This window comes from Lentzea roselyniae (assembly GCF_039537795.1).
Taxonomy (GTDB): domain Bacteria; phylum Actinomycetota; class Actinomycetes; order Mycobacteriales; family Pseudonocardiaceae; genus Lentzea; species Lentzea atacamensis.
Map to the genome: position 1 here is coordinate 1 of NZ_BAABBE010000018.1, position 25,152 is coordinate 25,152.

The 25,152-nt window shown below is 66.8% G+C and carries 25 protein-coding genes; 16 read left to right on the forward strand and 9 right to left on the reverse strand.

From position 1 onward, the window contains the following. Positions 1-471: 471 nt before the first annotated feature. The 13 genes from ABFX45_RS28825 to ABFX45_RS28885 all read left to right on the forward strand — a co-directional run bounded on the left by ABFX45_RS28825 (position 472) and on the right by ABFX45_RS28885 (position 19,296). Positions 472-1,527, forward strand: coding sequence for an ABC transporter ATP-binding protein (locus ABFX45_RS28825; protein WP_109632794.1), 1,056 nt, complete (start codon positions 472-474; stop codon positions 1,525-1,527). After that, on the forward strand, positions 1,524-2,309 hold the full coding sequence (locus ABFX45_RS28830; protein ID WP_109628826.1) for an MlaE family ABC transporter permease: 786 nt from the start codon (positions 1,524-1,526) through the stop codon (positions 2,307-2,309). The genes ABFX45_RS28825 and ABFX45_RS28830 overlap by 4 nt, the downstream gene beginning before the upstream one ends. Beyond that, positions 2,309-3,118 (forward strand): MlaE family ABC transporter permease, encoded by an 810-nt coding sequence (locus tag ABFX45_RS28835; protein ID WP_109628824.1) that lies wholly within the window; start codon positions 2,309-2,311, stop codon positions 3,116-3,118. The genes ABFX45_RS28830 and ABFX45_RS28835 overlap by 1 nt, the downstream gene beginning before the upstream one ends. Then, positions 3,115-4,431, forward strand: coding sequence for an MCE family protein (locus tag ABFX45_RS28840; RefSeq protein ID WP_346133287.1), 1,317 nt, complete (start codon positions 3,115-3,117; stop codon positions 4,429-4,431). Before ABFX45_RS28835 ends, ABFX45_RS28840 begins: the two co-directional genes overlap by 4 nt. Beyond that, positions 4,428-5,459, forward strand: coding sequence for an MCE family protein (locus ABFX45_RS28845; RefSeq protein WP_112226743.1), 1,032 nt, complete (start codon positions 4,428-4,430; stop codon positions 5,457-5,459). Before ABFX45_RS28840 ends, ABFX45_RS28845 begins: the two co-directional genes overlap by 4 nt. Beyond that, a complete protein-coding gene (locus ABFX45_RS28850; protein ID WP_109632792.1) occupies positions 5,456-6,457 on the forward strand; it encodes an MCE family protein in 1,002 nt (333 codons plus the stop codon). Before ABFX45_RS28845 ends, ABFX45_RS28850 begins: the two co-directional genes overlap by 4 nt. Continuing rightward, positions 6,454-7,620: an MCE family protein gene (locus ABFX45_RS28855; RefSeq protein WP_211337093.1), complete on the forward strand. Its 1,167-nt coding sequence runs from the start codon at positions 6,454-6,456 to the stop codon at positions 7,618-7,620. Before ABFX45_RS28850 ends, ABFX45_RS28855 begins: the two co-directional genes overlap by 4 nt. Continuing rightward, on the forward strand, positions 7,617-8,753 hold the full coding sequence (locus ABFX45_RS28860; protein ID WP_112226744.1) for an MCE family protein: 1,137 nt from the start codon (positions 7,617-7,619) through the stop codon (positions 8,751-8,753). Before ABFX45_RS28855 ends, ABFX45_RS28860 begins: the two co-directional genes overlap by 4 nt. After that, positions 8,750-9,979: an MCE family protein gene (locus tag ABFX45_RS28865; protein ID WP_346133291.1), complete on the forward strand. Its 1,230-nt coding sequence runs from the start codon at positions 8,750-8,752 to the stop codon at positions 9,977-9,979. Before ABFX45_RS28860 ends, ABFX45_RS28865 begins: the two co-directional genes overlap by 4 nt. Further along, positions 9,979-10,479 carry a hypothetical protein gene (locus tag ABFX45_RS28870; RefSeq protein ID WP_346133293.1) on the forward strand — a complete coding sequence of 167 codons (501 nt, stop codon included), beginning with the start codon at positions 9,979-9,981 and terminating at the stop codon, positions 10,477-10,479. The genes ABFX45_RS28865 and ABFX45_RS28870 overlap by 1 nt, the downstream gene beginning before the upstream one ends. A gap of 13 nt (positions 10,480-10,492) precedes the next feature. Next, positions 10,493-11,302 carry a hypothetical protein gene (locus ABFX45_RS28875; protein WP_146231334.1) on the forward strand — a complete coding sequence of 270 codons (810 nt, stop codon included), beginning with the start codon at positions 10,493-10,495 and terminating at the stop codon, positions 11,300-11,302. 507 nt (positions 11,303-11,809) lie between these two features. After that, on the forward strand, positions 11,810-15,295 hold the full coding sequence (gene rpoB / locus ABFX45_RS28880; RefSeq protein WP_109628808.1) for a DNA-directed RNA polymerase subunit beta: 3,486 nt from the start codon (positions 11,810-11,812) through the stop codon (positions 15,293-15,295). 104 nt (positions 15,296-15,399) lie between these two features. Next, complete coding sequence (locus ABFX45_RS28885) at positions 15,400-19,296, forward strand: DNA-directed RNA polymerase subunit beta' (RefSeq protein WP_109628806.1); 3,897 nt, start codon at positions 15,400-15,402, stop codon at positions 19,294-19,296. 297 nt (positions 19,297-19,593) lie between these two features. Here the strand turns inward: ABFX45_RS28885 and ABFX45_RS28890 are convergent, their stop codons facing one another. Next, positions 19,594-19,794, reverse strand: a complete 201-nt coding sequence (locus tag ABFX45_RS28890) for a DUF418 domain-containing protein (protein ID WP_346133296.1) — start codon at positions 19,792-19,794, stop codon at positions 19,594-19,596. Between ABFX45_RS28890 and ABFX45_RS28895 the strand changes: the two genes are divergently transcribed. Then, the gene (locus ABFX45_RS28895) at positions 19,781-20,059 is read left to right on the forward strand and encodes a hypothetical protein (protein ID WP_346133298.1); all 279 of its coding nucleotides are present in this window, start codon (positions 19,781-19,783) and stop codon (positions 20,057-20,059) included. The two genes, ABFX45_RS28890 and ABFX45_RS28895, sit on opposite strands and share 14 nt — an antisense overlap. On the opposite strand, the gene ABFX45_RS28900 is transcribed toward ABFX45_RS28895, so the two are convergent. After that, entirely contained in the window at positions 20,056-20,322 is a 267-nt protein-coding gene (locus ABFX45_RS28900) for a DUF4287 domain-containing protein (RefSeq protein WP_109628802.1), read from the reverse strand. The genes ABFX45_RS28895 and ABFX45_RS28900 overlap by 4 nt on opposite strands. Positions 20,323-20,430: 108 nt before the next feature. On the opposite strand from ABFX45_RS28900, the gene ABFX45_RS28905 reads away from it, so the two are divergent. After that, positions 20,431-20,844, forward strand: coding sequence for a hypothetical protein (locus tag ABFX45_RS28905; protein ID WP_109628800.1), 414 nt, complete (start codon positions 20,431-20,433; stop codon positions 20,842-20,844). On the opposite strand, the gene ABFX45_RS28910 is transcribed toward ABFX45_RS28905, so the two are convergent. The 7 genes from ABFX45_RS28910 to ABFX45_RS28940 all read right to left on the reverse strand — a co-directional run bounded on the left by ABFX45_RS28910 (position 20,841) and on the right by ABFX45_RS28940 (position 24,372). Continuing rightward, the gene (locus ABFX45_RS28910; protein WP_109628798.1) at positions 20,841-21,278 is read right to left on the reverse strand and encodes a hypothetical protein; all 438 of its coding nucleotides are present in this window, start codon (positions 21,276-21,278) and stop codon (positions 20,841-20,843) included. The two genes, ABFX45_RS28905 and ABFX45_RS28910, sit on opposite strands and share 4 nt — an antisense overlap. Continuing rightward, a complete protein-coding gene (locus tag ABFX45_RS28915) occupies positions 21,275-21,721 on the reverse strand; it encodes a hypothetical protein (protein WP_109628796.1) in 447 nt (148 codons plus the stop codon). The genes ABFX45_RS28910 and ABFX45_RS28915 overlap by 4 nt, the downstream gene beginning before the upstream one ends. Before the next feature lie 88 nt (positions 21,722-21,809). Beyond that, positions 21,810-22,118, reverse strand: a complete 309-nt coding sequence (locus tag ABFX45_RS28920) for a TFIIB-type zinc ribbon-containing protein (protein WP_109628794.1) — start codon at positions 22,116-22,118, stop codon at positions 21,810-21,812. Positions 22,119-22,157: 39 nt separating this feature from the next. Next, on the reverse strand, positions 22,158-22,982 hold the full coding sequence (locus ABFX45_RS28925; RefSeq protein WP_346133302.1) for a phosphotransferase family protein: 825 nt from the start codon (positions 22,980-22,982) through the stop codon (positions 22,158-22,160). Between the two features lie 26 nt (positions 22,983-23,008). Beyond that, positions 23,009-23,566 (reverse strand): hypothetical protein, encoded by a 558-nt coding sequence (locus ABFX45_RS28930; protein WP_346133303.1) that lies wholly within the window; start codon positions 23,564-23,566, stop codon positions 23,009-23,011. A gap of 129 nt (positions 23,567-23,695) precedes the next feature. Then, positions 23,696-23,917 (reverse strand): hypothetical protein, encoded by a 222-nt coding sequence (locus ABFX45_RS28935; RefSeq protein ID WP_109628789.1) that lies wholly within the window; start codon positions 23,915-23,917, stop codon positions 23,696-23,698. Between the two features lie 2 nt (positions 23,918-23,919). Continuing rightward, on the reverse strand, positions 23,920-24,372 hold the full coding sequence (locus ABFX45_RS28940) for a YbaB/EbfC family nucleoid-associated protein (protein ID WP_346133306.1): 453 nt from the start codon (positions 24,370-24,372) through the stop codon (positions 23,920-23,922). A 405-nt stretch (positions 24,373-24,777) separates the two neighbouring features. Here ABFX45_RS28940 and rpsL point away from each other — a divergent pair, with 405 nt between their 5' ends. Beyond that, positions 24,778-25,152, forward strand: a complete 375-nt coding sequence (rpsL, locus tag ABFX45_RS28945; protein ID WP_030473471.1) for a 30S ribosomal protein S12 — start codon at positions 24,778-24,780, stop codon at positions 25,150-25,152.

Sequence of the window (25,152 nt, forward strand, 5' to 3'; positions counted from 1 at the left end):
TCGGGCAGGATGACACGGCGGGCACGGCACTCCCAGAAGATCATGAGACTTAGACACTCACATGATCAACCAGAGAGCCGTGCCCGTCCTACGTCCAAACGGCGGACACGACTTTGCCGGAACCCTGGGGCTCCGCCCCAGATCCCCGCGAATCTGATCAAAGACCCACCAGCCCCGCGCGCGGGGCTTCGCCTTCGCTCGAGCTCGCCTTCGGCCTCGCTTTTGCCTGTGGTTGCGCTGAGTGGTGTTTTGGCGTTTGTGCTGGTGTGCTGGCTGTCACACTGAGCTGGAATTTCCCGGTTGTCGGGGAGTGGTTCAGGTGTGGCTGACCGTTTTGCGAGGTCACCCTGCGTGCCGTTATCGGAACGCAACCGCCGTTAGGCCAACTGGTGAGTAACCTGCCGCGAACGAACTCGTTGCCCCAGTGTGACGCCGATCGCCGCGGCGTCTTGGGCGTGTGCGGAGGTGCGGATGGGCGTCGAGGTGGTCGTCGAGGGTCTGACCAAGTCCTTCGGCAAGCAGACCATCTGGCAGGACGTCACGCTCACGCTGCCTCCGGGTGAGGTCAGCGTGATGCTCGGGCCGTCCGGTACCGGCAAGAGCGTGTTCCTGAAGTCGCTGGTGGGGCTGCTCAAGCCGGAGAAGGGCAAGATCGTCATCAACGGGACGGATCTCGTGCGGTGTTCTGAGCACCGGCTTTACGAGATTCGGAAGATGTTCGGCGTGCTGTTTCAGGACGGTGCGTTGTTCGGGTCGATGAACCTGTACGACAACATCGCGTTTCCGTTGAGGGAGCACACCCGCAAGACCGAGGCTGAGGTCCGGCGGATTGTGCTCGAGAAGATGGAGATGGTCGGTCTCGTCGGTGCGGAGAAGAAGCTCCCCGGTGAGATCTCCGGCGGTATGCGCAAGCGTGCTGGGCTGGCGCGGGCGCTGGTGCTCGACCCCGAGATCATTTTGTGCGACGAGCCGGACTCCGGACTTGATCCGGTGCGCACGGCGTACCTGAGCCAGTTGTTGATCGACCTCAACGCGCAGATCGACGCGACGATTCTGATCGTCACGCACAACATCAACATTGCGCGGACCGTGCCGGACAACCTCGGGATGTTGTTCCGGCGCGAGCTGGTCATGTTCGGGCCTCGTGAGGTGTTGTTGACCAGCGATGAGCCTGTTGTCGAGCAGTTCTTGAACGGGCGGCGGCTCGGGCCCATCGGCATGTCCGAGGAGAAGGACCAGGCCACCATGGCCGCCGAGCAGGCGCATGCGGATGCCGGGCATTCGGACGGGTCGCCGGACGAGGACATGCGCGGGGTTGTGCCGCAGTTGGAGCCGACGCCCGGGTTGCCGTTCCGCGATGCTGTTCGGCGGCGCAAGGACCGGGTCATGTCGATCATTCACCAGCTGCCCCACGAGGCGCAGCAGGGGATCATCGCCAGCCTGACGCCGGACGATTTGGTGCGGTACAACGTGCACGCTGCGGCTCCTACGCCCAGCCCCTGGCCGCGTCGTGGTGGTGTGCTGTGAGCACGCAGACGACTTTCCCCGGCGCTGGGGCGCTGCGGGAGACGGGGAAGCTGTGCCAGCTCGGGATCGACGTCGTGCGGACGTCGTTCAAGCGGCCGTTCCAGCTGCGGGAGTTCATCCAGCAGAGCTGGTTCATCGTCAGCGTGACGGTGTTGCCGACGGCGCTGGTGTCGATTCCGTTCGGCGCGGTCATCGCGTTGCAGCTCGGGAGCTTGACCCGGCAGATCGGTGCGCAGAGCTTCACGGGCGCGGCCAGCGTGCTGGCGATCATTCAGCAGGCCAGTCCGATCGTGACGGCGCTGTTGATCGCGGGTGCCGGTGGTTCGGCCATCTGTGCGGATCTCGGGTCGCGGAAGATTCGCGAAGAGATCGACGCCATGGAAGTGCTCGGCGTCAGCCCGATCCAGCGGCTGGTCGTGCCGCGGGTGCTGGCGGCGATGCTGGTGTCCGTGCTGCTCAACGGCATGGTGAGCGTCGTCGGTGTGCTGGGCGGCTACTTCTTCAACGTGATCATGCAGGACGGCACGCCCGGCGCTTACCTGGCGAGCTTCAGCGCGTTGGCGCAGCTGCCGGACCTGTGGATCAGTGAGATCAAGGCGCTGATCTTCGGGTTCATCGCGGGCATCGTCGCGGCGTACCGGGGGCTCAACCCCGCCGGTGGGCCGAAGGGCGTGGGCGACGCGGTGAACCAGGCCGTGGTCATCACGTTCCTGCTGTTGTTCTTCGTCAACTTCGTCCTCACCACGATCTACCTGCAGGTCGTGCCCGCGAAGGGGAGCTGATGGCGAACAAGGCGTTGTCCACTCTGGACGGGTTCGGCGACCAGCTGGCGTTCTACATCAAGGCGCTGGCTTGGACGCCTCGTGCGCTCAAGCGGTACTCGAAGGAGACGATGCGGCTGCTGGCCGAGGTCAGCTTCGGGTCGGGGGCGCTCGCGGTCATCGGCGGCACGATCGGTGTGATGGTCGGGCTGAGTGTCTTCACGGGCACGGTTGTCGGTCTGCAGGGCTTCACGGCTCTGAACCAGATCGGCACGTCGGCGTTCGCCGGGTTCGTGTCCGCGTACTTCAACACGCGTGAGATCGCGCCGCTCGTGGCCGGGCTCGCGTTGTCGGCGACGGTGGGGTCGGGCTTCACGGCGCAGCTCGGTGCGATGCGGATCTCCGAGGAAATCGACGCGCTCGAGGTCATGGGCATTCCCAGCCTGCCGTTCCTCGTCACCACGCGGATCATCGCCGGGTTCGTCGCGATCATCCCGCTGTACGTGATCGGACTGCTGACCAGTTATCTCGCGGCGCGGACGATCACTGTCGAGTTCTTCGGGCAGTCGGCGGGCACGTACGACCACTACTTCAACCTGTTCCTACCTCCGATCGACGTGCTCTGGTCGTTCGGCAAGGTGCTGGTCTTCGCGGTCGTGATCATCATGACCCACTGCTACTACGGCTACCGCGCGAGCGGTGGGCCGGCGGGTGTCGGTGTGGCTGTCGGGCGGGCGGTGCGGACCGCGATCGTCACGACGGCGCTGCTCGACTTCTTCCTGAGCCTCGCGATCTGGGGTGCCACGACGACGGTGAGGATCGCGGGATGAGGAAACGCGTGCTGGGCATCGCCTTCCTTCTCGCGATCGCCATGTTCCTGTCGCTCACGGTGGCGTTGTACAAGGACGTCTTCGGCGACTACGTGAAGGTCACGCTCAAGACCGACCACATCGGCAACCAGCTGCAGACGGCCAGCGACGTCAAGGTGCGCGGGCTCATCGTCGGCTCGGTGAAGGCTGTTCGCACCAGCGGGAACGGTGCCGAGCTCGAGCTCGCGCTGCTGCCGGACAAGGTGAACCAGATTCCCTCCAACGTCAGCGCGCGGTTGCTGCCCAAGACGTTGTTCGGCGAGCGGTACGTGAACCTGGTGCTGCCGCAGCAGAAGAGCGGCGCGATCCAGGAGGGCGCGGTCATCGAGCAGGACCGCTCCAGCAGCGCGATCGAGCTGGAACGCGTGCTCGACAACCTGATGCCGGTGCTGCAGGCGATCCAGCCGGAGAAGCTCGCCACCACGCTGACCGCGTTGTCGCAGGCGCTGGACGGGCGCGGCAAGCCGCTCGGCCAGACGCTCGTGTCGCTGGACGCCTACCTCGGTGAGCTCAACCCGCACCTGCCCGCGTTGAAGGAGAACATCTCCAAGCTCGCGGACGTCTCGAACGTCTACGCCGACGCCGCGCCGGATCTGTTGCAGGCCCTCAACGACATGACCACGACGACCAAGACCGTCGTCGAGCAGCGCGACAACCTGCTGGCGCTGTACGGGTCGCTGACCACGACGTCGCAGGACCTCACCAGCTTCGTCACGGTCAACAAGAACAACATCATCTCGCTGGCCGACACCAGCCGCCCGACGCTGGAGCTGCTGGCCAAGTACGCGCCCGAGTACCCCTGTCTGCTCAAGGGACTCGCTGAGTTCGAACCGATCATCAGCAAGGCGTTCGGCGAGGGCACGAACGAGCCCGGCCTGCACATCACGCTGGAGATCACGCAGAACCGCGGCAAGTACAAGCCGAACCTCGACGAGCCCGAGTACAGGGACAAGCGCGGTCCCCGCTGCTACGACATCGTGCCGCGGCCGAACCCGTTCCCGCAGTATCCGCCGGAGGGACCGGTGCAGGACGGCTCCAGCTCGCCGCCGCCCGCCCGCGTCGCGAACGACGGGATCCTGCCGCCCGCCAACGCCGGCAACACGTCCACGTCGTCGGCGCAGGACGTGCTCAGGCTCGCCAACTCGCCGGAGGAAGCCAGGTTGATCGCGGCGCTCTACGGGCCGCAGCTCGGCATGGACCCGCGTGACATGCCCAGCTGGTCGAGCCTGCTGCTCGGGCCGCTCGTCCGCGGAACGGAGGTGACGGTCAAGTGAGGGGAGTACTCGCCCCGCTGGTCAAGCTGATCACCTTCGCGGTGGTCACGATCCTCGCCACGACGCTGCTCGCGGTGACCATCGCCAACGTAAACCTGGCCGGTGCCACGGACTACAAGGCGAGGTTCACCGACGTCACCGCGTTGAACGAGGGTGACGACATCCGCATCGCCGGTGTTCGCGTCGGGCAGGTCGACGAGATCAAGGTCGTCGACCGCAAGACCGCCGAGGTCGACTTCTCCATCGACGGCGACCGCAAGCTGCCCGCGTCGGTCATCGCGACGATCAAGTACCGCAACCTGGTGGGACAGCGGTACATCGCGCTCGAAGCCGGCACCGGCGACACCAAGGCGGTGTTGCCGGAAGGTGGCACGATCCCGTTGGAGCGCACCAAGCCCGCGCTGGATCTCACCGTGCTGTTCAACGGCTTCAAGCCGCTCTTCCAGGCGCTGTCGCCGGAGGACGTGAACAAGCTGTCGTTCGAGATCATCCAGGTGCTGCAGGGAGAAGGCAGCACGATCGACAGCCTGCTCAAGCACACGGCGTCGCTGACCAGCACGCTGGCGAGCAAGGACAAGGTGATCGGCGAGGTCGTCGACAACCTCAACACCGCGCTGGACACCGTGAACTCGCGTGACGAGGACTTCAACAACCTCGTGATCACGCTGCAGCAGCTGGTGTCCGGGCTCGCCCAGGACCGCCAGCCGATCGGTGACGCGATCACCGCGCTCGGCGACCTGACCAACGCCACGGCAGGCCTGCTGGAGCAGGGCCGCGAGCCGCTGAAGAACGACATCGCGCAGCTCGGCCTGGTCTCGCAGACGCTGGCGGACAACGAACAGCTCGTCGACGGCATGCTGCAGCGGCTGCCGAACAAGCTGGAGACGATCACGAGGACCGCGACCTACGGCTCGTGGTTCAACTTCTTCCTGTGCGAGGGAACCGGTCAGATCGCGGTTCCACCGGTCATCAAGGACCCGATTCCGATCACGGCGTTGCCGGTGACACAGCAGAGGTGCCGCCGATGAAACAGCGCAACCCGATCAGGACCGGCGCGATCAGCCTGACACTGATCGCCCTGCTCTTGCTGGCCGCGTTCTACTCGGACGACCTGCCGATCGTCGGCGGTGGCACGAGCTACGCCGCGGACTTCAGCGAGGCCGCGGGACTCGTGCCCGGCAACGAGGTCCGCGTCGCCGGCGTGAAGGTCGGCAAGGTCACCAAGGTGAGGCTGAACGGCGACCGCGTGCGGGTCACGTTCAAGGTCAAGGACGCCTGGGTGGGCGACCGGACGACCGCGATGATCCGCATCAAGACGTTGCTGGGGCAGAAGTTCCTGTCGCTCGACCCGCAGGGCTCCCAGCCGCTGTCGCCGGGCGACCCGATCCCCAAGGAGCGCACTCTCGCGCCGTACGACGTGAACGAGGCGTTCAACGGGCTCGCGACGACCGTCGGCCAGATCGACACCAAGCAGCTGGCGGACAGCTTCACCGTGCTGTCCGACACCTTCAAGAACTCGCCGGAGCACGTCCGGGGCGCGCTGGACGGTCTGTCCGCGCTCTCGAAGACGATCTCCTCGCGTGACCAGCAGCTGGCCAAGCTGCTGGAGAACACCAGGCAGCTGAGCAAGACGCTGGCCGACCGCAACTCCGAGTTCGAGAAGCTCCTCTCCGACGGCAACCTGCTGCTCGGCGAGCTGCGCAAGCGGCGGGAGGCGATCAGCGCGTTGCTGACCGGGACGCGGGACCTGGCGCGGGAGCTGAGCGGTCTGGTGCAGGACAACCAGAACCAGCTCAAGCCTGCGCTGGAGCAGCTCGGCAGGGTCACCACGATCCTGCAGCGCAACCAGGACAACCTCGACCGCAGCCTCGCGCTGATGGCGCCGTTCTACCGGGTGTTCGCGAACACCCTGGGCAACGGGCGCTGGTTCGACACCTACATCTGCGGCCTGCTGCCGCCCTCGGTGAACCTCGGCGTCGTCGGGTTCAACGAGGAAGGCTGCCTGCCTCCGGGGGTGCAGCGATGACAACGGCAGCGAACACCAAGGTCGGCCGCCTGATCGCGATGGGCTGCGTGCTCGCGCTGGTCGTGACGGCGGCGCTGTGGTGGATCTTCTCCGGCATGAACGAGCGCAAGGTGACCGCGCACTTCGCCGCGGCCGTCGGCGTCTACCCCGGCGGTGACGTGCGCGTGCTCGGCGTGAAGGTCGGCACGATCGACGAGGTCGTGCCGGAGGGCAAGACCGTGCGGGTCGTGTTCACCGTCGACCGCTCGGTGCGGATCCCTGAGAACGCGCAGGCCGTCGTGGTCGCCCCGAGCGTGGTCAGCGACCGGTACGTGCAGCTCGCGCCCGCCTACACCGGTGGGCCGACGATGGGCGACAACGCAGTGATCCCGCGCGAGCGCACCGCGACGCCGGTCGAGCTGGACGAGCTCTACCAGTCGCTGGACAAGCTCACGACCGCGTTGGGACCGAACGGCGCGAACGCCGACGGGGCCCTGGCGGACCTGCTGAACTCGGCGGCGAAGAACCTCGAGGGCAACGGCCAGGCGCTCAACGACATGTTGAAGAACCTCGGCCAGGCCACGCGGACGCTGTCGGGGTCCAAGGAGGATCTGTTCGCGACCGTCGACAACCTGCAGAAGTTCACCGCGATGCTGGCCGCGAACGACAGCCAGGTCCGGGACTTCAACCGGCAGCTCGCGGACGTGAGCAAGCTGCTCGCCGACGAGCGCGGTGACCTCGGTGCCGCGCTGAACGAGCTGGCGACCGCGCTGCAGCAGGTGCAGGGCTTCATCAAGGACAACCGCGAGGTGCTGAAGTCCAATGTGGACAAGCTCGCGTCGATCACGCAGGTGCTGGTGAACCAGCGGGCCGCGCTGGCCGAGACGCTCGACGTGGCTCCGCTGGCGCTGGGCAACCTGCAGAACTCCTACAACGCGGCGTCCGGCACGCTCGACACCCGCGCGAACATCAACGAGCTGAACCAGCCGCCGATCGTGCTGATCTGCAAGCTGGTGCAGCAGGCCACGCCGAACAACGTGCCGCCGGTGCTCGCGCAGACGTGCAAGCAGCTGGAGCCGATCCTGTCCGGTGCGGTTCCGCTGAGCTCGCCCGCTCAGGTGATCAGCGATCTCAACGCGGGCAAGCTGCCGCTGCCCCTGCCGGTCGCGGGGGTGCCACGGTGAAGAAGCTCGCGATCGTGCTCTCAGCTCTCGTTCTCGCCGGCTGTGGCTCCGGTGGGTTCGACGGCGTCTACAACCTGCCGCTGCCCGGCGGCGCCGACGTCGGTGACCACCCGTACCGGGTCAAGGCGCAGTTCAAGGACGTCCTGGACCTCGTGCCCCAGGCCGGCGTGAAGGTCAACGACGTGCCGGTCGGGCGGGTCGAGAGGATCGACCTGGCCGGTGACGGCTGGACGGCCGAGGTCACCATGCTGGTCAACGGTGACGTGCAGCTGCCGGCCAACGCGTTCGCGAAGCTGAGGCAGTCGGCGCTGCTGGGCGAGAAGTTCGTCGAGCTCGGCAAGCCCAAGGACGCCAGCGGAAAGCTCGCGGACAACGCCGTGATCCCGTTGGAGAAGACGAACCGCAACCCCGAGGTCGAAGAGGTCTTCGGCGCGTTGTCGATGCTGCTCAACGGTGGTGGTGTGGCGCAGCTGCAGAACATCACCAAGGAGCTCAACGCCGCGCTGGAGGGCAACGAGCAGGAGATCCGCTCCTTGCTGGGCAACCTGAACACGTTCGTCGGGGAGCTCGACAAGCACAAGGCGGAGATCGTCCGCGCGCTCGACTCGATCAACCGGCTGGCAGGGACCCTGGCCCAGCAGCGGGAGAAGATCGCGGTGGCGCTGACGGACCTGGAACCCGGCCTGCGGGTGATCGCCGAGCAGCGCACGCAGCTCGTGACGCTGCTGAAGTCGCTGGACAAGCTCTCCGACGTCGCGACGGACACGGTCAACAAGAGCAGGGACGACATCGTGGCGGACCTGAAGGCGCTGCAGCCGACGTTGCAGAAGCTCGCGGAGTCGGGGCAGAACCTGCCGAAGGCGCTCGAGCTGCTGCTGACCTACCCGTTCCCGGACGCGGCGGTCGACGGCATCAAGGGCGACTACACGAACCTCTACGCCGACCTCGACCTCAACCTCGGCACGATCCTGGACAACCTGGGCCGGTCGCGGCAGTCCCCGCTGGACGGCCACGTCCCGAGCCAGGGCACGCCGTTGCCGATGCCGAACATCCCGCTGCCGAACCTGGGACAGGGAACCGGGTCCGCGCTGGGCGACGTCCTCGGCGGCCTGCTGGGAGGTGGTCGCAAGTGATCACGCGGGGCACCAAGTTCAAGATCGTGGCGTTCGTGCTCGTGGCGTTGCTGGGCATTTCGTACGTGAGCGCCAACTACGTCGGGCTGTTCCGGTCGTCGTCGAAGGTCGTGACGATGCAGCTCGCCGACTCCGGCGGCATCTTCACCAACGCCGAGGTCACGTACCGCGGTGTGACGATCGGCCGGGTCGGGCAGCTGCGGCTGACCGCCGACGGCATCGAGGTCGACCTGGAGCTGGACGCGGACGCGCCGCGCGTGCCCGCGTCGACCGAGGCCGTGGTCGCGAACCGGTCGGCCGTCGGTGAGCAGTTCGTGGACCTGCGGCCGAAGAACGACGACGGGCCGTACCTCGAGGCCGGGTCGGTCATCCCGCGTTCGGCCACCAAGACGCCGCCGCCGGTCGACGGCCTGCTGTCGAACCTGGACGCGTTCGCGTCGTCGGTGCCGACTGATTCGCTGAAGACCATCGTCGACGAACTGCACACCGCGTTCAGCGGCACCGGTGGCGACTTGCAGGTGCTGATCGACAACACCGCGGCGTTCACGGCGGCTGCCTCCGAGCACCTGCCGCAGACGACGCAGCTGCTCAGGGACGGCAAGATCGTGCTGGCCACGCAGGCCGCGCAGGGCGGTGCGATCCGCTCGTTCAGCGGTGACCTGAGGTTGATCGCGGAGCAGCTGAAGGCGTCCGACGGCGACCTGCGCCGGTTGATCGTCGCGGTGCCGCCGGCGTCGGAGCAGGTGTCGGCGCTGCTGAAGGAGAGCGGGCCGAACCTCGGTGTGGTGTTCGCGAACCTGCTGACCACGGCGAACATCCTCGTGACCAGGCGTGATGGTTTGGAGCAGATCGCGGTGACGTACCCCCTCGCCGTCGGTGGTGGCTTCACCGTGGCGCCGGGTGACGGCACCGCGCACTTCGGCCTCGCGCTGAACATGTTCGATCCCATGCCCTGCACCGTCGGCTACGAGGGCACGACCATCCGCCCTGGTAGTGACACCTCCGCCGTGCCGCTGAACACCCAGGCGTACTGCGCTCTCGCGCGCGGTTCGGCGACATCGGTGCGAGGCTCGCAGAATGCTCCGTACGGTGGAACGCCGACGACACCGGTGGGCAACGCGACGACGCAGCCGGGGCAGGAGCCGGCCGGCCAGCAGACGGCCCCGGAGCTGCCGCTGCTGACGTCGCTGGGCCAGCTGCTGGGTTTGCCAGAGGAGAAGAAGTAGTGCGGATCTTCACGGTGGTGGCCGCGGTCCTGGCGGTGCTGACGTTCGGGTACGCCGCGTACTTCGGCGTGGCCTGGTACTCGGCGTCGCACTCGTCGGAGTCGGAGTTCGCCGCGACGCGCGACGAGGCCCTGCGCTCCGGCCAGGTGGGCATCACGAACTTCCTGACGCTCGACTACAAGAAGGTCGACGAGGACCTGCAGCGCTGGCTCAACTCGTCGACCGGCGAGCTGCGCGCCGAGATCGACAAGGACAAGGACTCGCGCAAGAAGCAGCTGGTCGACGCCAAGTCCGTGACGTCGTCGAAGGTCCTCGACTCCGCCATCACCGAACTCGACGACCGCGCGGGCACCGCGTCGATGATCGCCGTGGTCGAGAGCACCGTGACCCCGGACAACGGCCAGAAGGTCACCAAGATCAACCGGTACCTGACCAAGCTCACCCGCACCGAGGACGGCTGGAAGCTGAGCCAGCTGGGCCCGCTGCGGGCGGGCGTCTGATTGGACTGAGCTCGTGCCCCCATCCCGCCGCCGCCCCATCCCCACGCCGCCCGCCGGCGGCCGCCCCAAGGTGGCCGGCCTGCACCGCCGCACCACGGCTCCCGACGAGCCCGTCGAGGCTGCCGAGGCCGTGGTTCCGGAGGCTGTGGAGGAGCCGGAGGAGTTGAAGGCGCCGACGGCGGTCGAGTGGACGCCCCCGGCCGCGAAGCAGCCCAAGCAGCCGAAGCCCTCGAAGGAGCCGAAGCAGCCGGAGGCCGTGAAGTTCGACCCGGCGCACTACGCCGCTGCCGCCAGGACCGGCTGGGTGCTGCCGGTCGCCCTGCTCGCGGTCGCGGTGCTGCTCGGCGGCCTCGGCACGTTCTTCCTGCTCAAGTCCCGCTCGGTGTCCTACGACGCCGCCCTGGTCGACTCAGCGACCACCTCGGCGGTGAACGGCCAGGTCCGCGAGGCCGTGGAGAAGTCCTTCTCCTACAACTTCGCCGACGTCGAGTCCACCGAGAAGGCCGCCCGCGAACTGCTGACCGGCAAGGCCCTCTGCCAGTACAACGCCGTGTTCGGCCCGGTGAAGAAGGTCGCGCCCGAGCAGAAGCTGGTCGTGACCGTCCGCGTCGTCTCCTCCGCCGTGTCGTCGCTCAAGGACGGCCACGCCACCGTCCTGGTCTTCGCCGACCAGGTCACCACCCGCACCACCGACAACCAGTCGGGCGGCGGCACCGCCATGCTCCGCGTCAGCGCCGTGGACTCCGATGGCCGGTGGAAGATCGACAACATGGAGATGTTCGGCGCGACCGCCGAGCAGAACCAGCAGCTCCAGAACTGCTGACGGACACCGGCCGCGCGCTCGATCGTTTGGCCCGGGCCGGTGTCGGCCCGCCGATCGCGGTGGACTAAGATCAACAACTCTCAGGGAACCCTGGAAGCACTCGAAATACCCCCTCCGCCAGCCCCGACACGCGTGATCTCAGTCACACAATTCTCGTGGCGCTCTGTAAGACCGCTTGAACGCCGCCAACTTCCCACCAAATCGGCCGCACGCGTGTTTATGCAGGTCAATTGGGTGACAGACGGTGATAGGCGCTCCATCCAGAGGGTGGATCGGCCGTCCACATCTTGACTGCGCGCTCATGCAGGGTCACTCTGTCGGTGAGCAAGAGGAGGGTCCTTCCAGGTGCCTCTCGACAGTCGCCGTGCGCGTGGCTAGACTGCCCCTTTGCGCTGCCCATTTTCCGCTTGCCCTTCGCCGAGAGCGTGGATTAGTCGGGCATCGCCGCACCCTTGACAGCCGTGCTAGTTCGCTCTAGCCAGCTACCTGTCCCTGGAAGGACGCATCTTGGCGATCTCTCGCGCGACCAAGGCCACTGCTGCGACCAACTCCACGTCGGGGATCCCTGGAGCGCCGAAGCGCGTCTCGTTCGCAAAGATTCACGAGCCGCTCTCGACGCCCAACCTGCTCGACCTGCAGATCCAGTCCTTCGAATGGCTCACCGGTAACGAGGCGTGGTTCCAGCGCCGCGTCGACGCCGGCGACGAGACCCCGACGAGTGGTCTCGAAGAGGTTCTCAACGAGATCTCGCCGATCGAGGACTTCTCCGGCTCCATGTCACTGTCCTTCTCCGACCCGCGCTTCGACGAGGTCAAGGCCTCGACCGAAGAGTGCAAGGACAAGGACATGACGTACGCGGCACCGCTGTTCGTCACGGCGGAGTTCACCAACCACACCACTGGCGAGATCAAGAGCCAGACGGTGTTCATGGGTGACTTCCCGATGATGACGGACAAGGGCACGTTCATCATCAACGGCACCGAGCGCGTGGTTGTCTCGCAGCTCGTGCGTTCGCCCGGTGTCTACTACGACACCGCGGTCGACAAGACGACGGACAAGGACGTCTTCAGCGTCAAGATCATCCCGTCCCGGGGTGCCTGGCTGGAGTTCGACGTCGACAAGCGCGACACCGTGGGTGTCCGCATCGACCGCAAGCGTCGCCAGCCGGTGACGGTGCTGCTGAAGGCTCTGGGCTGGAGCACCGAGCAGATCCGCGAGCGGTTCGCGTTCAGCGAGACGTTGCTGACCACGCTCGAGAAGGACCACACCGCGGGTACCGACGAGGCGTTGCTCGACATCTACCGCAAGCTGCGTCCTGGCGAGCCGCCGACGAAGGAGTCCGCGCAGGCCCTGCTGGAGAACCTGTTCTTCAAGGACAAGCGCTACGACCTGGCGAAGGTTGGCCGTTACAAGGTCAACAAGAAGCTGGGCCTGGACACCGAGATCAACACCGGTGTGCTGACCGAGGACGACATCGTCACGACGATCGAGTACCTGGTCCGCCTGCACGCGGGCGAGACGATGATGGACGGCGCCAACGGCACCGAGGTTCCCGTCGAGGTCGACGACATCGACCACTTCGGCAACCGTCGTCTGCGCACCGTCGGCGAGCTGATCCAGAACCAGATCCGCGTCGGTCTGTCCCGCATGGAGCGCGTCGTCCGCGAGCGCATGACCACGCAGGACGTCGAGGCCATCACGCCGCAGACCCTGATCAACATCCGTCCCGTTGTGGCGGCGATCAAGGAGTTCTTCGGCACCTCGCAGCTGTCGCAGTTCATGGACCAGACCAACCCGCTCGCGGGTCTGACCCACAAGCGCCGCCTGTCGGCGCTGGGTCCCGGTGGTCTGTCCCGTGAGCGGGCCGGCATGGAGGTCCGCGACGTCCACCCGTCGCACTACGGCCGCATGTGCCCGATCGAGACGCCGGAAGGCCCGAACATCGGTCTGATCGGTTCGCTCTCGTCGTACGCGCGGGTCAACCCGTTCGGCTTCATCGAGACGCCGTACCGCAAGGTCACCGACGGCCGGGTCACCGACCAGATCGACTACCTGACCGCGGACGAGGAAGACCGCTTCGTCAAGGCGCAGGCGAACTCGCCGACCGACGACGAGGGCAACTTCACCGACGACCGCGTCCTGGTCCGCAAGAAGGGCGGCGAGGTCGAGTTCATCGACCCGATGGACGTCGACTACATGGACGTCTCGCCGCGCCAGATGGTGTCGGCCGCGACCGCCATGATCCCGTTCCTCGAGCACGACGACGCGAACCGCGCCCTGATGGGTGCGAACATGCAGCGTCAGGCCGTGCCGCTGCTGCGTTCCGAGTCGCCGCTGGTCGGCACCGGCATGGAGCTGCGTGCCGCGGTGGACGCCGGTGACGTCGTCGTCGCGAAGAAGACCGGTGTGGTCGAGGAGGTCTCCGCCGACTACATCACCGTCATGGCCGACGACGGTGCGCGCAACACCTACGCGCTGCACAAGTTCCGTCGCTCGAACCAGGGCACCTGCATCAACCAGAAGCCCATCGTCAACGAGGGCGACCGGGTGCAGGAGGGCCAGGTCCTGGCCGACGGGCCGTGCACCGAGAACGGTGAGATGGCGCTCGGCAAGAACCTGCTCGTGGCGATCATGCCGTGGGAAGGCCACAACTACGAGGACGCGATCATCCTGTCGCAGCGTCTCGTCCAGGACGACGTCCTGACCTCGATCCACATCGAGGAGCACGAGATCGACGCCCGCGACACGAAGCTCGGTGCCGAGGAGATCACGCGGGACATCCCGAACGTCTCCGAGGAGGTCCTCGCCGACCTCGACGAGCGCGGCATCATCCGCATCGGTGCCGAGGTGCAGCCCGGCGACATCCTCGTCGGCAAGGTCACGCCCAAGGGTGAGACCGAGCTGACCCCCGAGGAGCGCCTGCTCCGCGCGATCTTCGGTGAGAAGGCGCGCGAGGTCCGCGACACCTCGCTCAAGGTGCCGCACGGTGAGTACGGCAAGGTCATCGGCATCCGCGTCTTCTCGCGTGAGGACGACGACGAGCTGCCTCCGGGCGTGAACGAGCTCGTCCGCGTCTACGTGGCCCAGAAGCGCAAGATCCAGGACGGTGACAAGCTCGCCGGCCGCCACGGCAACAAGGGCGTCATCGGCAAGATCCTCCCCGTCGAGGACATGCCGTTCCTCGAGGACGGCACGCCGGTCGACATCATCCTGAACACGCACGGTGTGCCGCGTCGTATGAACATCGGCCAGGTGCTGGAGACCCACCTCGGGTGGATCGCCAAGCAGGGCTGGAGCATCAACGGCGACCCGGACTGGGCGAAGAACCTGCCCGAGGAGCTGTACGACGTCGAGCCGAACACCCGGACGGCGACGCCGGTGTTCGACGGCGCGAAGGAAGAGGAGATCACGGGTCTGCTGGGCTCGACCATCCCGAACCGCGACGGTGAGCGGATGGTCAAGGAGAACGGCAAGGCTCAGCTCTTCGACGGTCGCTCCGGCGAGCCGTACCCGTTCCCGGTGTCGGTCGGCTACATGTACATCCTCAAGCTGCTGCACCTGGTCGACGACAAGATCCACGCGCGTTCGACCGGCCCGTACTCGATGATCACGCAGCAGCCGCTGGGTGGTAAGGCGCAGTTCGGTGGTCAGCGTTTCGGTGAGATGGAGTGCTGGGCGATGCAGGCGTACGGCGCCGCATACACCCTGCAGGAGCTGCTCACGATCAAGTCCGACGACGTGCTCGGCCGCGTGAAGGTCTACGAGGCCATCGTCAAGGGCGAGAACATCCCGGAACCCGGTATCCCGGAGTCCTTCAAGGTGCTGCTCAAGGAGCTGCAGTCGCTGTGCCTCAACGTCGAGGTCCTGTCTTCGGACGGTGCTGCGATCGAGATGCGCGACGGCGACGACGAAGACCTGGAGCGCGCGGCCGCGAACCTCGGCATCAACCTGTCGCGGTCCGAGTCGCCCTCCGTGGACGACGTCGTCAACTAGTCACCTCGCTCGGGTCAGGGAGCGCAATGCCTCCCGCGTAGCGCTCCCTGACCTATCCGACCAGCTCCTGCTGCCACCGATCTAAAAAGGGGAAGAGAGTAGACGTGCTCGACGTCAACTTCTTCGATGAGCTCCGCATCGGTCTCGCGACCGCGGACGACATCCGCCAGTGGTCCTACGGCGAGGTCAAGAAGCCCGAGACCATCAACTACCGCACGCTCAAGCCTGAGAAGGACGGCTTGTTCTGCGAAAAGATCTTCGGTCCCACCAGGGACTGGGAGTGCTACTGCGGCAAGTACAAGCGCGTGCGCTTCAAGGGCATCATCTGTGAGCGCTGCGGCGTCGAGGTGACCCGTGCGAAGGTGCGTCGTGAGCGCATGGGCCACATCGAGCTCGCCGCTCCGGTCACGCACATCTGGTACTTCAAGGGCGTTCCCAGCCGGTTGGGCTACCTGCTCGACCTGGCCCCCAAGGACCTCGAGAAGATCATCTACTTCGCCGCCTACGTCATCGTCGGCGTGAACGGCGAGCTGCGCCACAACGACCTGCCCACGCTCGAGAGCGAGATGCAGGTCGAGCGCAAGCGCGTCGAGAACCGCCGTGACGCGGACGTCGAGGCGCGTGCCCAGAAGCTGGAAGCCGACCTGGCCGAGCTGGAGGCGGAGGGCGCCAAGTCCGACGTCCGCCGCAAGGTCAAGGAGGGCGGCGAGCGCGAGATGCGCCAGCTCCGCGACCGTGCCCAGCGCGAGCTGGACCGGCTCGACGAGATCTGGAGCACCTTCACCAAGCTCGACCGCGGTCAGCTGATCGCGGACGAGCTGCTCTACCGCGAGCTGTACGACCGCTACGGCGACTACTTCACCGGCGCCATGGGCGCCGAGGCCATCCAGAAGCTGCTGGGTGACTACGACGTCGACGCCGAGGCCGACATCCTGCGCGAGACGATCCGCAGCGGTAAGGGCCAGAAGAAGCTGCGTGCGCTCAAGCGCCTCAAGGTCGTTGCCGCCTTCCAGGCGACCCGCAACAACCCGCAGGGCATGGTGCTGGACTGCGTTCCGGTCATCCCGCCGGACCTGCGCCCGATGGTGCAGCTCGACGGTGGCCGCTTCGCGACCTCCGACCTGAACGACCTGTACCGCCGCGTCATCAACCGCAACAACCGGTTGAAGCGACTGATCGACCTCGGCGCGCCCGAGATCATCGTCAACAACGAGAAGCGGATGCTGCAGGAGGCCGTCGACGCGCTGTTCGACAACGGCCGCCGCGGCCGCCCGGTTACCGGTCCCGGTAACCGCCCGCTGAAGTCGCTGTCCGACCTGCTGAAGGGCAAGCAGGGCCGGTTCCGCCAGAACCTGCTCGGCAAGCGCGTCGACTACTCCGGCCGTTCGGTCATCGTGGTCGGCCCGCAGCTCAAGCTGCACCAGTGCGGTCTGCCCAAGCAGATGGCGCTGGAGCTCTTCAAGCCGTTCGTGATGAAGCGGCTCGTGGACCTCAACCACGCGCAGAACATCAAGTCCGCCAAGCGGATGGTCGAGCGTGCGCGCCCGGCCGTGTGGGACGTGCTGGAAGAGGTCATCACCGAGCACCCGGTGCTGCTCAACCGTGCTCCTACGCTGCACCGCCTCGGCATCCAGGCCTTCGAGCCGCAGCTGGTCGAGGGCAAGGCCATCCAGCTGCACCCGCTGGTCTGTGAGGCGTTCAACGCCGACTTCGACGGTGACCAGATGGCTGTTCACCTGCCGCTGTCGGCTGAGGCGCAGGCCGAGGCCCGCGTCCTGATGCTGTCGTCGAACAACATCCTGTCCCCGGCGTCCGGCAAGCCGCTGGCCATGCCGCGTCTGGACATGGTGACGGGTCTGTACCACCTGACCCGGCACAAGGCCGGCGACATCGGCGAGGGCCACTTCTTCTCGTCCCCGGCCGAAGCCCTGATGGCGTTCGACCGCAAGGTCCTGGGCCTGCAGGCGATGGTCAAGATCCGCGTCTCCGACAAGAACCCGCCGAAGGGTCAGGAGCCGGAGGGCTGGGAGCCCGGTCAGCCGTGGCTCGCGGAGACCACGCTGGGTCGCGTGCTGTTCAACGAGATCCTGCCGCAGGACTACGCCTTCATCAACGAGGTCATGCCCAAGAAGCGGCAGGCCGTGATCATCAACGACCTCGCCGAGCGGTACCCGATGGTCACCGTCGCCCGGACGCTGGACAAGCTGAAGGACGCCGGTTTCTACTGGGCCACCCGTTCCGGCGTGACCGTCGCGATCTCGGACGTCCTCGTCCCCGCCGCGAAGCAGGACATCCTCGAGGAGCACGAGCGCCTCGCGGACGCGGTGGAGAAGCGCTACCAGCGCGGTCAGCTCTCCCACGAGGAGCGCAACTCCGAGCTGGTCAAGGTGTGGACCAAGGCCACCGAGCAGGTCCACGAGATCATGGAAGACAACTTCCCCGAGGACAACTCGATCCGCGTCATCGTGCAGTCCGGCGCCGCCGGCAACATGACGCAGGTCCGTTCGCTCGCGGGTATGCGTGGTCTCGTCACCAACCCGAAGGGTGAGTACATCCCGCGCCCGATCAAGAACTCGTTCCGCGAGGGCTTGTCGGTGCTGGAGTACTTCATCGCGACGCACGGTGCCCGCAAGGGTCTCGCCGACACCGCGCTTCGTACCGCCGACTCGGGTTACCTGACCCGTCGTCTGGTGGACGTCTCGCAGGACGTCATCATCCGCGAGGTCGACTGCGGCACCACCCGTGGTGTGCAGATGACCGTCGGCGAGCAGCTGGGCGACAAGGTCGGCCTGCACGAGTTCGCGCAGACGTCGGTCTACGCCCGCACGGTCGCGGAGGACATCCACGACGCGCAGGGCAACCTGATCCTGAACCGCGGCGACGACCTCGGCGACCCGGCGTTGCAGTCGCTGGTCGAGGCGGGCATCGTCCGCGTGAAGGTCCGCTCGGTGCTGACCTGTGAGTCGGCCGTCGGTGTGTGTGCGTCCTGCTACGGCCGTTCGATGGCGACCGGCAAGCTGGTCGACGTCGGCGAGGCCGTCGGCATCGTCGCCGCCCAGTCGATCGGTGAGCCCGGTACGCAGCTGACGATGCGTACGTTCCACCAGGGTGGTGTGGCCGGTGACGACATCACGACCGGTCTGCCCCGCGTCCAGGAGCTCTTCGAGGCCCGCGTCCCGAAGGGCAAGGCGCCGATCGCCGACGTCGACGGCCGCGTCCGCATCGAGGACGGCGACCGCTTCTGGAAGATCACGCTGATCCCGGACGACGGTTCCGAGGAGATCGTGTTCGAGAAGCTGTCCAAGCGTCAGCGTCTCGCCAACACGGCGACCGGCCCGCTGCAGGACGGCGACCACGTGCACGTCGGTCAGCAGCTGCTGGAAGGTACTCCGGACCCGCACGAGGTCCTGCGCGTCATGGGCCCGCGCGAGGCCCAGCTGCACCTGGTGCAGGAAGTGCAGAAGGTGTACCGCGCCCAGGGTGTGGCCATCCACGACAAGCACATCGAGGTCATCGTCCGGCAGATGCTCCGCCGGGTCACGATCATCGACTCCGGCGCGACCGAGTTCCTGCCGGGTTCGCTGGTCGAGCGTGCCGACTTCGAGTCGGGCAACCGCGCTGTCGTCGCCGAGGGTGGCGAGCCGGCTGCCGGTCGTCCGGTGCTGATGGGTATCACGAAGGCCTCGCTGGCGACCGACTCGTGGCTCTCCGCGGCGTCGTTCCAGGAGACCACTCGTGTGCTGACCGACGCTGCCATCAACGGGCGTTCGGACAAGCTCATCGGTCTGAAGGAGAACGTGATCATCGGTAAGTTGATCCCGGCTGGTACGGGTATCAACAGGTACCGGAACATCCAGGTTCAGCCGACTGAGGAGGCGCGGGCTGCGGCTTACGCGATTCCTTCTTACGACGACGGGTACTACACGCCTGACGTCTTCGGGACTGGGACGGGTGCTGCGGTGCCGTTGGACGACTACGACTTTGGGCGGGACTACCGCTAGTCGTTTGGTCTGAGGGAACGGCCCCTGGGAGCTTTGGCTTCTGGGGGCCGTTCTGTTTGTTCCTGGGGCTCCGCCCCAGACCCCGCCAATCTGATCAAAGACCCACCAGCGCCACGCGCAGGCTGATGGCACGCCTGTTGGTTTGGGCGGCTTGCGGTTGCGTTGGTGGTTGCGTTTGCGTGGGGTGGGTCCCATCATGAGCCGCACCGGAGCCAACGATCAGGTACGACTCGTGACGGGACCCACCCCACGGCGGCCCGCGTTGCTCAAGCGGGCTCGGCTTCGCCTTCGCTTGGGCTAGCGCCTTGGGTTGTATGTGAGGTGGCGCAGGAGTGTTTCTGCTGGGCCCTGTTTGCCCTTGCGGCGTAGGGCTTCGGCGAACACCACGGTGGCTAGCCAGGTGCAGATGGCTATGGCGGAGGCTTCTGCCGTGCCCAGTTTTGTGCCCAGGCCTCCAGCGTATGGCACGAACACGGCGGGGGCGGTGCTGGCGATCACGTCTGAGCGGCACCGCTATCCGGAGCTGGCGGAGGCCTTGTACCGCAAGGTTTTCGACCCGCGGGGCGGGACTTTCACCACCACGGTGCTGCAGCACTACGTGGCCAATGGGCAGGTGGATCCGAAGCGGCTTACGCCGATCACCACCCAGATCGGTGAGGCGCTCGTCTTCAAGTTGGCGATCGACCTGGATCGCCGGCCTGCTGCGGAGGAGCTTGCGGCGATCGTGGACGAGGCGTTGTTGCCTGCGCTGGGGGTTGGTTAGCGGTTGGCCAGGCCGTCCAGGCGTACCGGTGCCGGGGTGGGGGACTTGTCGTACTTGGCGGCGATTTCGGGGCCGTGCTTGAAGATCTGGTAGAGCGGCATGCCGTGGCCTCGGCCCAGGTCGTAGTCGTTCTTGAGCCAGTCGAGGAACTCGGTCGCCTTGGTGGTGGCGTCGAAGCCGTGCGCTGTGGCTGCCGCCAGCAGGTCGGCCGGGGTCTTGCCGGTCTTCTTCTCGGCTCCGTCTAGGTAGGCCTGGAACGACATCGTGGTCTCCGTTCTTCGTGTCTGGGACGAGCGTAGGACAAGTTCGGCTGTCTTGACAACTTTTCTTGTCGGTGGAATCCGGTTGTGGGTGGCTGCTTCCATGGGGGCATGCGGCAGCTGAGGTGGAGTGACGTCCGTGAGTGGTTCGACCCCGATGACGCGCCGTTGCACGACGGGTGCGTTGCCGGTGTTGGAGCTGAGGCGTGGGCGGCCGTAGTGGGTTTGGTGCGGGAGAAGGGCTGGCGGCGCGAGGAGGACGAGGTCAGGTTCTCCGTGTGGCCCGCTGAGGGGTTTCTGGTCAACTTCTTCGAGGCCGATGACGATGTCGTGCTCTTCGACATCGACGTGCGGGAGCTTCAGGGGCAGGAGCGGTTGGACCTGCTCGGTGCGTTCCTGCGGGAGCTGGGGCAGGCGTTCGGGCGGCCGGTTGCGCTGACCTTTGAGGGGTTCGACCCGAGCGAGATGCCGTACCTGCACTACGACCCGGTGGCTGACGGGTTCGTGCTGGATCGGGAGCCCTAGCGGCGGCGGGCTCTGGCCAGGGCTCGCGCGCGGATCACGAGGTCGTCCACCAGGTGTTCGTCCACCAGGGGTGGAACGCCGGACTCGTCGGTGCAGCAGCGGGGCTTGGTGCGCTTCTCGGAGAGGCGGGGGCGTACGCCGGCCATCTCGTAGAGGGCCTCGTAGAGGTCCAGTCCGGGGTCGTCGTCGTGTGGACCTACCAGGAGGACCCACACGACTTCGGGGGACGGGAAGGCGACCACCACGCGGTCGGCGCCGCGGAGGTGCTTCACGCACAGGCGAGGGAGTGGTTCTGGGCCCGTCACGCGGTAGCCCAGGGAGGCGCAGCCCGAGTGGGCCAGTTCGTCCAGGAAGCGTTCGTAGGCCACGCGGGCGCGGCCGCGGAGGCCGTTGGCCTGGGCGTGGGCGGTGTGGGTTTCTACGACTTCGATCAAGCTTGGCGGACCACGCGTCCCCTGCCGCTGCGCATCTCGTCCAGGGAGGCGGCCAGGTCGCTGCGGTCGAGCAGGGACTGGTCGCTGAGGCGGCGGTGGACTTCGTCGATGAGGCCGCGGGTCTTGCCGGCGCGGCGGAGGTCGGACACGAGGTGAAGGACCTCGTGGAGGCGCACGGTGTCGAGGAGCATGCGCGGTTCTTGGCTGTGGATGGCCAGTACGCCCTCGCGGGCCCAGGCCTTCACGGTCTTCTCGGTGAGGTCCAGCAGTTCGCCGGCCACCACCGGGCGGACGGGCGGGGCCTGGCGGAGGGTGCGGGCCACTACGCCGTCCAGCTTGTGGCGGCGTTCGTCGTCTTCTGCCAGGGATGACGCCACGGACTCGATCTCCTCGATCGTTTCGAAGAGATCCCGGATCAGGGCGGCCTCGGTCGCGACAGACATGGCTACTCCTCCCGTTGACTACCGATTATCGCCCTGTTTTTCGGTAGTCGTCAACGGCCCCGGAGCAGGGATCCGGGGCCGTCACCGGTCACGAGGAGAAGAAGAGGCCGGAGAGGCCCTTGTGCTTGCGGTGGCCGTAGCCGTAACCGTGACCACCGTGGTGGTGGTGGACCTGCTGCGGCGCGGCGCCCCAGGCGGGCTGAACCGGCTGCGGGTAGGCGACGGGCGGAGGGGCCGGCGCGGCGGGCGGCGGCGTGTGCATCTGGGCCTCGAGGCGAGTGATCGACTCGAGCTCGCCGTAGTCGAGGAAGACCCCGCGGCAGCCGTCGCACTGCTCGATGTGAACGCCCATGCGGTCGAACGTGCGCATGTTCGCATGACACTTGGGACACTGCATCGTGGTGAGCCTCCTGGGTGGGACCGGACAAAAACGATATTAGCCGCGGTCGCCGTTGTCGTGCGTCGCGATGATCCGATGACACGCTTCGACCAGCGGTTCCACTGCTTGCAGACCGGTCACTAGTGCCCGCGCTGCCATCTGAACAACGTACGCCTGAGCCGGAATGTTGAGGGCATCCCACTCCGATGTCGGCAGAGCCACACCCCCCGTTTCACGGTAGGTGTTGAGGAACCGCGCCCACAGATCACCCGGAAGGATGCCCGCCGCGAACAACGCCGCAGGTCGCGCCAGGTCCCACACCGGATCGCCCACCCCCAGGTCGTCCACGTCGATGAGCCGCCACGCACCCCGGTGCACCAGCTGCCCGAGGTGCCAGTCCCCGTGGATCAACGCCTGCCCGGCCATGTCCAGCGGCGGCAGCACCTCGAACGCGCGCAGCACCACGTCCGCGTGCGGCAGGCCCGGCGGCAACGCCCGGATGGCGCGCACGATCCGCTCAGGAGCGCCGGCCACCGGTCCCTGCACGGGCAACGCGTGCAGCTTGGCGAGCAGCGCCGCGCTCTCCTCCCACGGCGCCGCGTCGGGATCCGCCTGGCTCACCGGCGTCCCGTACGGCCACACCGTCACCGGCCGGTCGTCCACGAACTGCAGCGGCTTCAGCGGCGGCAGCATCAGCTCGGGGTGTGCCGCCGCGATCTCCAGCCGCTGCCGCAACGCCTCCGCGTCGGTGTCCGCGGGATGCGCCTTGGCCACCACGTCGCCGACGCGCACCACCACGACGTCACCGCGGTCGCCGCCGAGCACCTCGGGATCGGCGGAGGAGCCGGTCAGCGAGGCCATCGCCGCGATCAGATCGTCCACACCCACAGTGAATCAGGTCCCTCGGTTCACACCTTCGAGATGCAGACGGTCGAGGCGGGCTGCGAGTAGACGTACGAGTCGTCGCCGGTGTTGCACAGCTTCTCGTCCGCCTTGCCCGCCACGACCTTCGTCACCTTGTTCGGTGACAGTCCACACGCGACTCGTTGGTACAGGGTGAACTCACCGACCTCGGCCAGCGTCAGGCAGTCGCCCTCACGCACGTTGACCGTGTAGCAGTCCTCCGACTGCTTCTTGCTCTTGCGAGACCGGTTGCCCGTGTCGGTGAGGTAGTCGCCGGACGGGCAGGACGGGCTCGACGACCGCGGTGAGGCCGCGAGCCGGTGCATCGCCTGCGGGGCAGAGCAGTCGGCCTTCACGAAGTCGAGCCGTTCGCGCGACTGGCTCTTCGCCTCCGCGCAGTCACCGATGGCGGGGTCGTTGCGGAACGAGAAGTACCCGACCACTCCGAGACCGACCAGGAAGACCGTCGTCACGACGATCCCGAGCTTGGTGATCTTCGGCTTCTTGCCGACGGCGTGCTGCTGCGTGTGTTCCTGGTGCCACTGCTGGGCGGGAGAGGTCATGACCGCTTTCCGTCAGATCGAGAGCTTGCGGTTGATGCCGGCGTGGTTGGGGCCTTCGTCGGTCACCATCTCGTAGACGCCCTTACCCGCCGGACTTCGCGTTGTCCAGCAACGTGGTGCCGGCGTTGGTCAGCGCGTCCTCGCCGAACTGCTGCGCGGAGCCCTGGTGGTCGCCACCGCGACCTCGGCGGTGGTCGCGGCAGCGGCGGCCACCTCGGACGCGCCGAGGGTCGGCACCGCGGCCGCCTGCGCCGCGAGCCAGGTGATGATCAGCCACTCGATCAGGGACGCGATCAGGTCCATCACCAGGTCGTACGCGGTCTTCATCAACGCCGCGCTGCCTTCCAGCAAGATCAGCGCAGGATTGAGCCGAAGCCCTCGTCGTCGTCTTCCACTCGCGGCGACGGTCCCTGCCGTTGTGGTCTGACGGGAGGAGGCGGGGGCATCCGGTGCTGCTGAGGAGCCGGCGGCATCGGCGGAGGCTGCATCGGCGGAGGCTGCGGCAGCTCGGGCGCCGGCCCGAAGACGTCCTCCTGCACCTTGTTCACCCGCGCGGCGATGTCGACCTGGTCGCCGGGGTACCGCTGCACGAGCTCCGCGGACGCGCGGGCGGACTGCGCGACCGCCTGCTGGAGCGTCGTCATGACCGCGCGGGACAGCGCCTGTGGCGAAAGTCGCAGTGCCTCTGGTCTGAACTCGACGCTCGGGATCGACCCGCCGGGTCCGGCCACGACGGTGACCGTCCGGTCGGGTGACGCCGCCGCGCGCAGCGTCGACATCTCCTCTTTCACGTTCTGGTTGTCCACTGCATGAGCGGACGCGGTACTCCCGTTTCGGCGGCTCCGTCCACATCGAACACCGGGGCGCGAGCGGCGAAGGTGGATCGGGTGCGTTCTCCGTCACGCGGGTAGCGTGGATCGCGAGGCGCGGGTGCCCCTGAACGCGCTGGTGCGGTACCCCCGTTTTGACCCAGGTAGACGTGGGCGGGTATCTTTGCTACTCGTGCCCGACCCATGTCGGGCCGCTCCGCGTGCCCGTGAGGCCGTGGTGTCCTCCACTCGCAGGGACAGTTGAAGCCGTAGTTGGCGTGAACTGTTGCTTGCGGACCTTGGGAGCGGGCGACACGCCCGACCTCGGGTGCAGAGAGGGATCAAGAAACACGAGGGTGAACCGCAAGGCGAACCCGCAAAGACGGAAGAAGCAGCCGGCGAATGCCAACGATCCAGCAGCTGGTCCGCAAGGGCCGCCAGGACAAGGTGGCGAAGCAGAAGACGGCGGCCCTCAAGGGCTCGCCGCAGCGGCGCGGTGTGTGCACCCGCGTTTACACCACCACCCCCAAGAAGCCGAACTCCGCACTGCGCAAGGTCGCTCGCGTGAAGCTGACCAGCGGTATCGAGGTCACGGCGTACATCCCCGGTGAGGGTCACAACCTCCAGGAGCACTCGATGGTGCTCGTGCGTGGCGGTCGTGTGAAGGACCTGCCGGGTGTTCGTTACAAGATCATCCGTGGCTCTCTCGACACCCAGGGTGTGAAGAACCGCAAGCAGGCTCGCAGCCGTTACGGCGCGAAGAAGGAGAAGAGCTGA

Bases quoted from the DNA above. Each gene is read 5' to 3' on its own strand.
- ABFX45_RS28855 (WP_211337093.1), top strand. From the start codon at position 6,454: ATGACAACGGCAGCGAACACCAAGGTCGGCCGCCTGATCGCGATGGGC.
- ABFX45_RS28900 (WP_109628802.1), bottom strand. From the start codon at position 20,322: ATGTCGTTCCAGGCCTACCTAGACGGAGCCGAGAAGAAGACCGGCAAG.
- rpsL (WP_030473471.1), top strand. From the start codon at position 24,778: ATGCCAACGATCCAGCAGCTGGTCCGCAAGGGCCGCCAGGACAAGGTG.
- ABFX45_RS28920 (WP_109628794.1), bottom strand. From the start codon at position 22,118: ATGCAGTGTCCCAAGTGTCATGCGAACATGCGCACGTTCGACCGCATG.
- ABFX45_RS28835 (WP_109628824.1), top strand. From the start codon at position 2,309: ATGGCGAACAAGGCGTTGTCCACTCTGGACGGGTTCGGCGACCAGCTG.
- ABFX45_RS28905 (WP_109628800.1), top strand. From the start codon at position 20,431: ATGCGGCAGCTGAGGTGGAGTGACGTCCGTGAGTGGTTCGACCCCGAT.
- ABFX45_RS28930 (WP_346133303.1), bottom strand. From the start codon at position 23,566: ATGACCTCTCCCGCCCAGCAGTGGCACCAGGAACACACGCAGCAGCAC.
- ABFX45_RS28915 (WP_109628796.1), bottom strand. From the start codon at position 21,721: ATGTCTGTCGCGACCGAGGCCGCCCTGATCCGGGATCTCTTCGAAACG.
- ABFX45_RS28825 (WP_109632794.1), top strand. From the start codon at position 472: ATGGGCGTCGAGGTGGTCGTCGAGGGTCTGACCAAGTCCTTCGGCAAG.
- ABFX45_RS28840 (WP_346133287.1), top strand. From the start codon at position 3,115: ATGAGGAAACGCGTGCTGGGCATCGCCTTCCTTCTCGCGATCGCCATG.
- ABFX45_RS28850 (WP_109632792.1), top strand. From the start codon at position 5,456: ATGAAACAGCGCAACCCGATCAGGACCGGCGCGATCAGCCTGACACTG.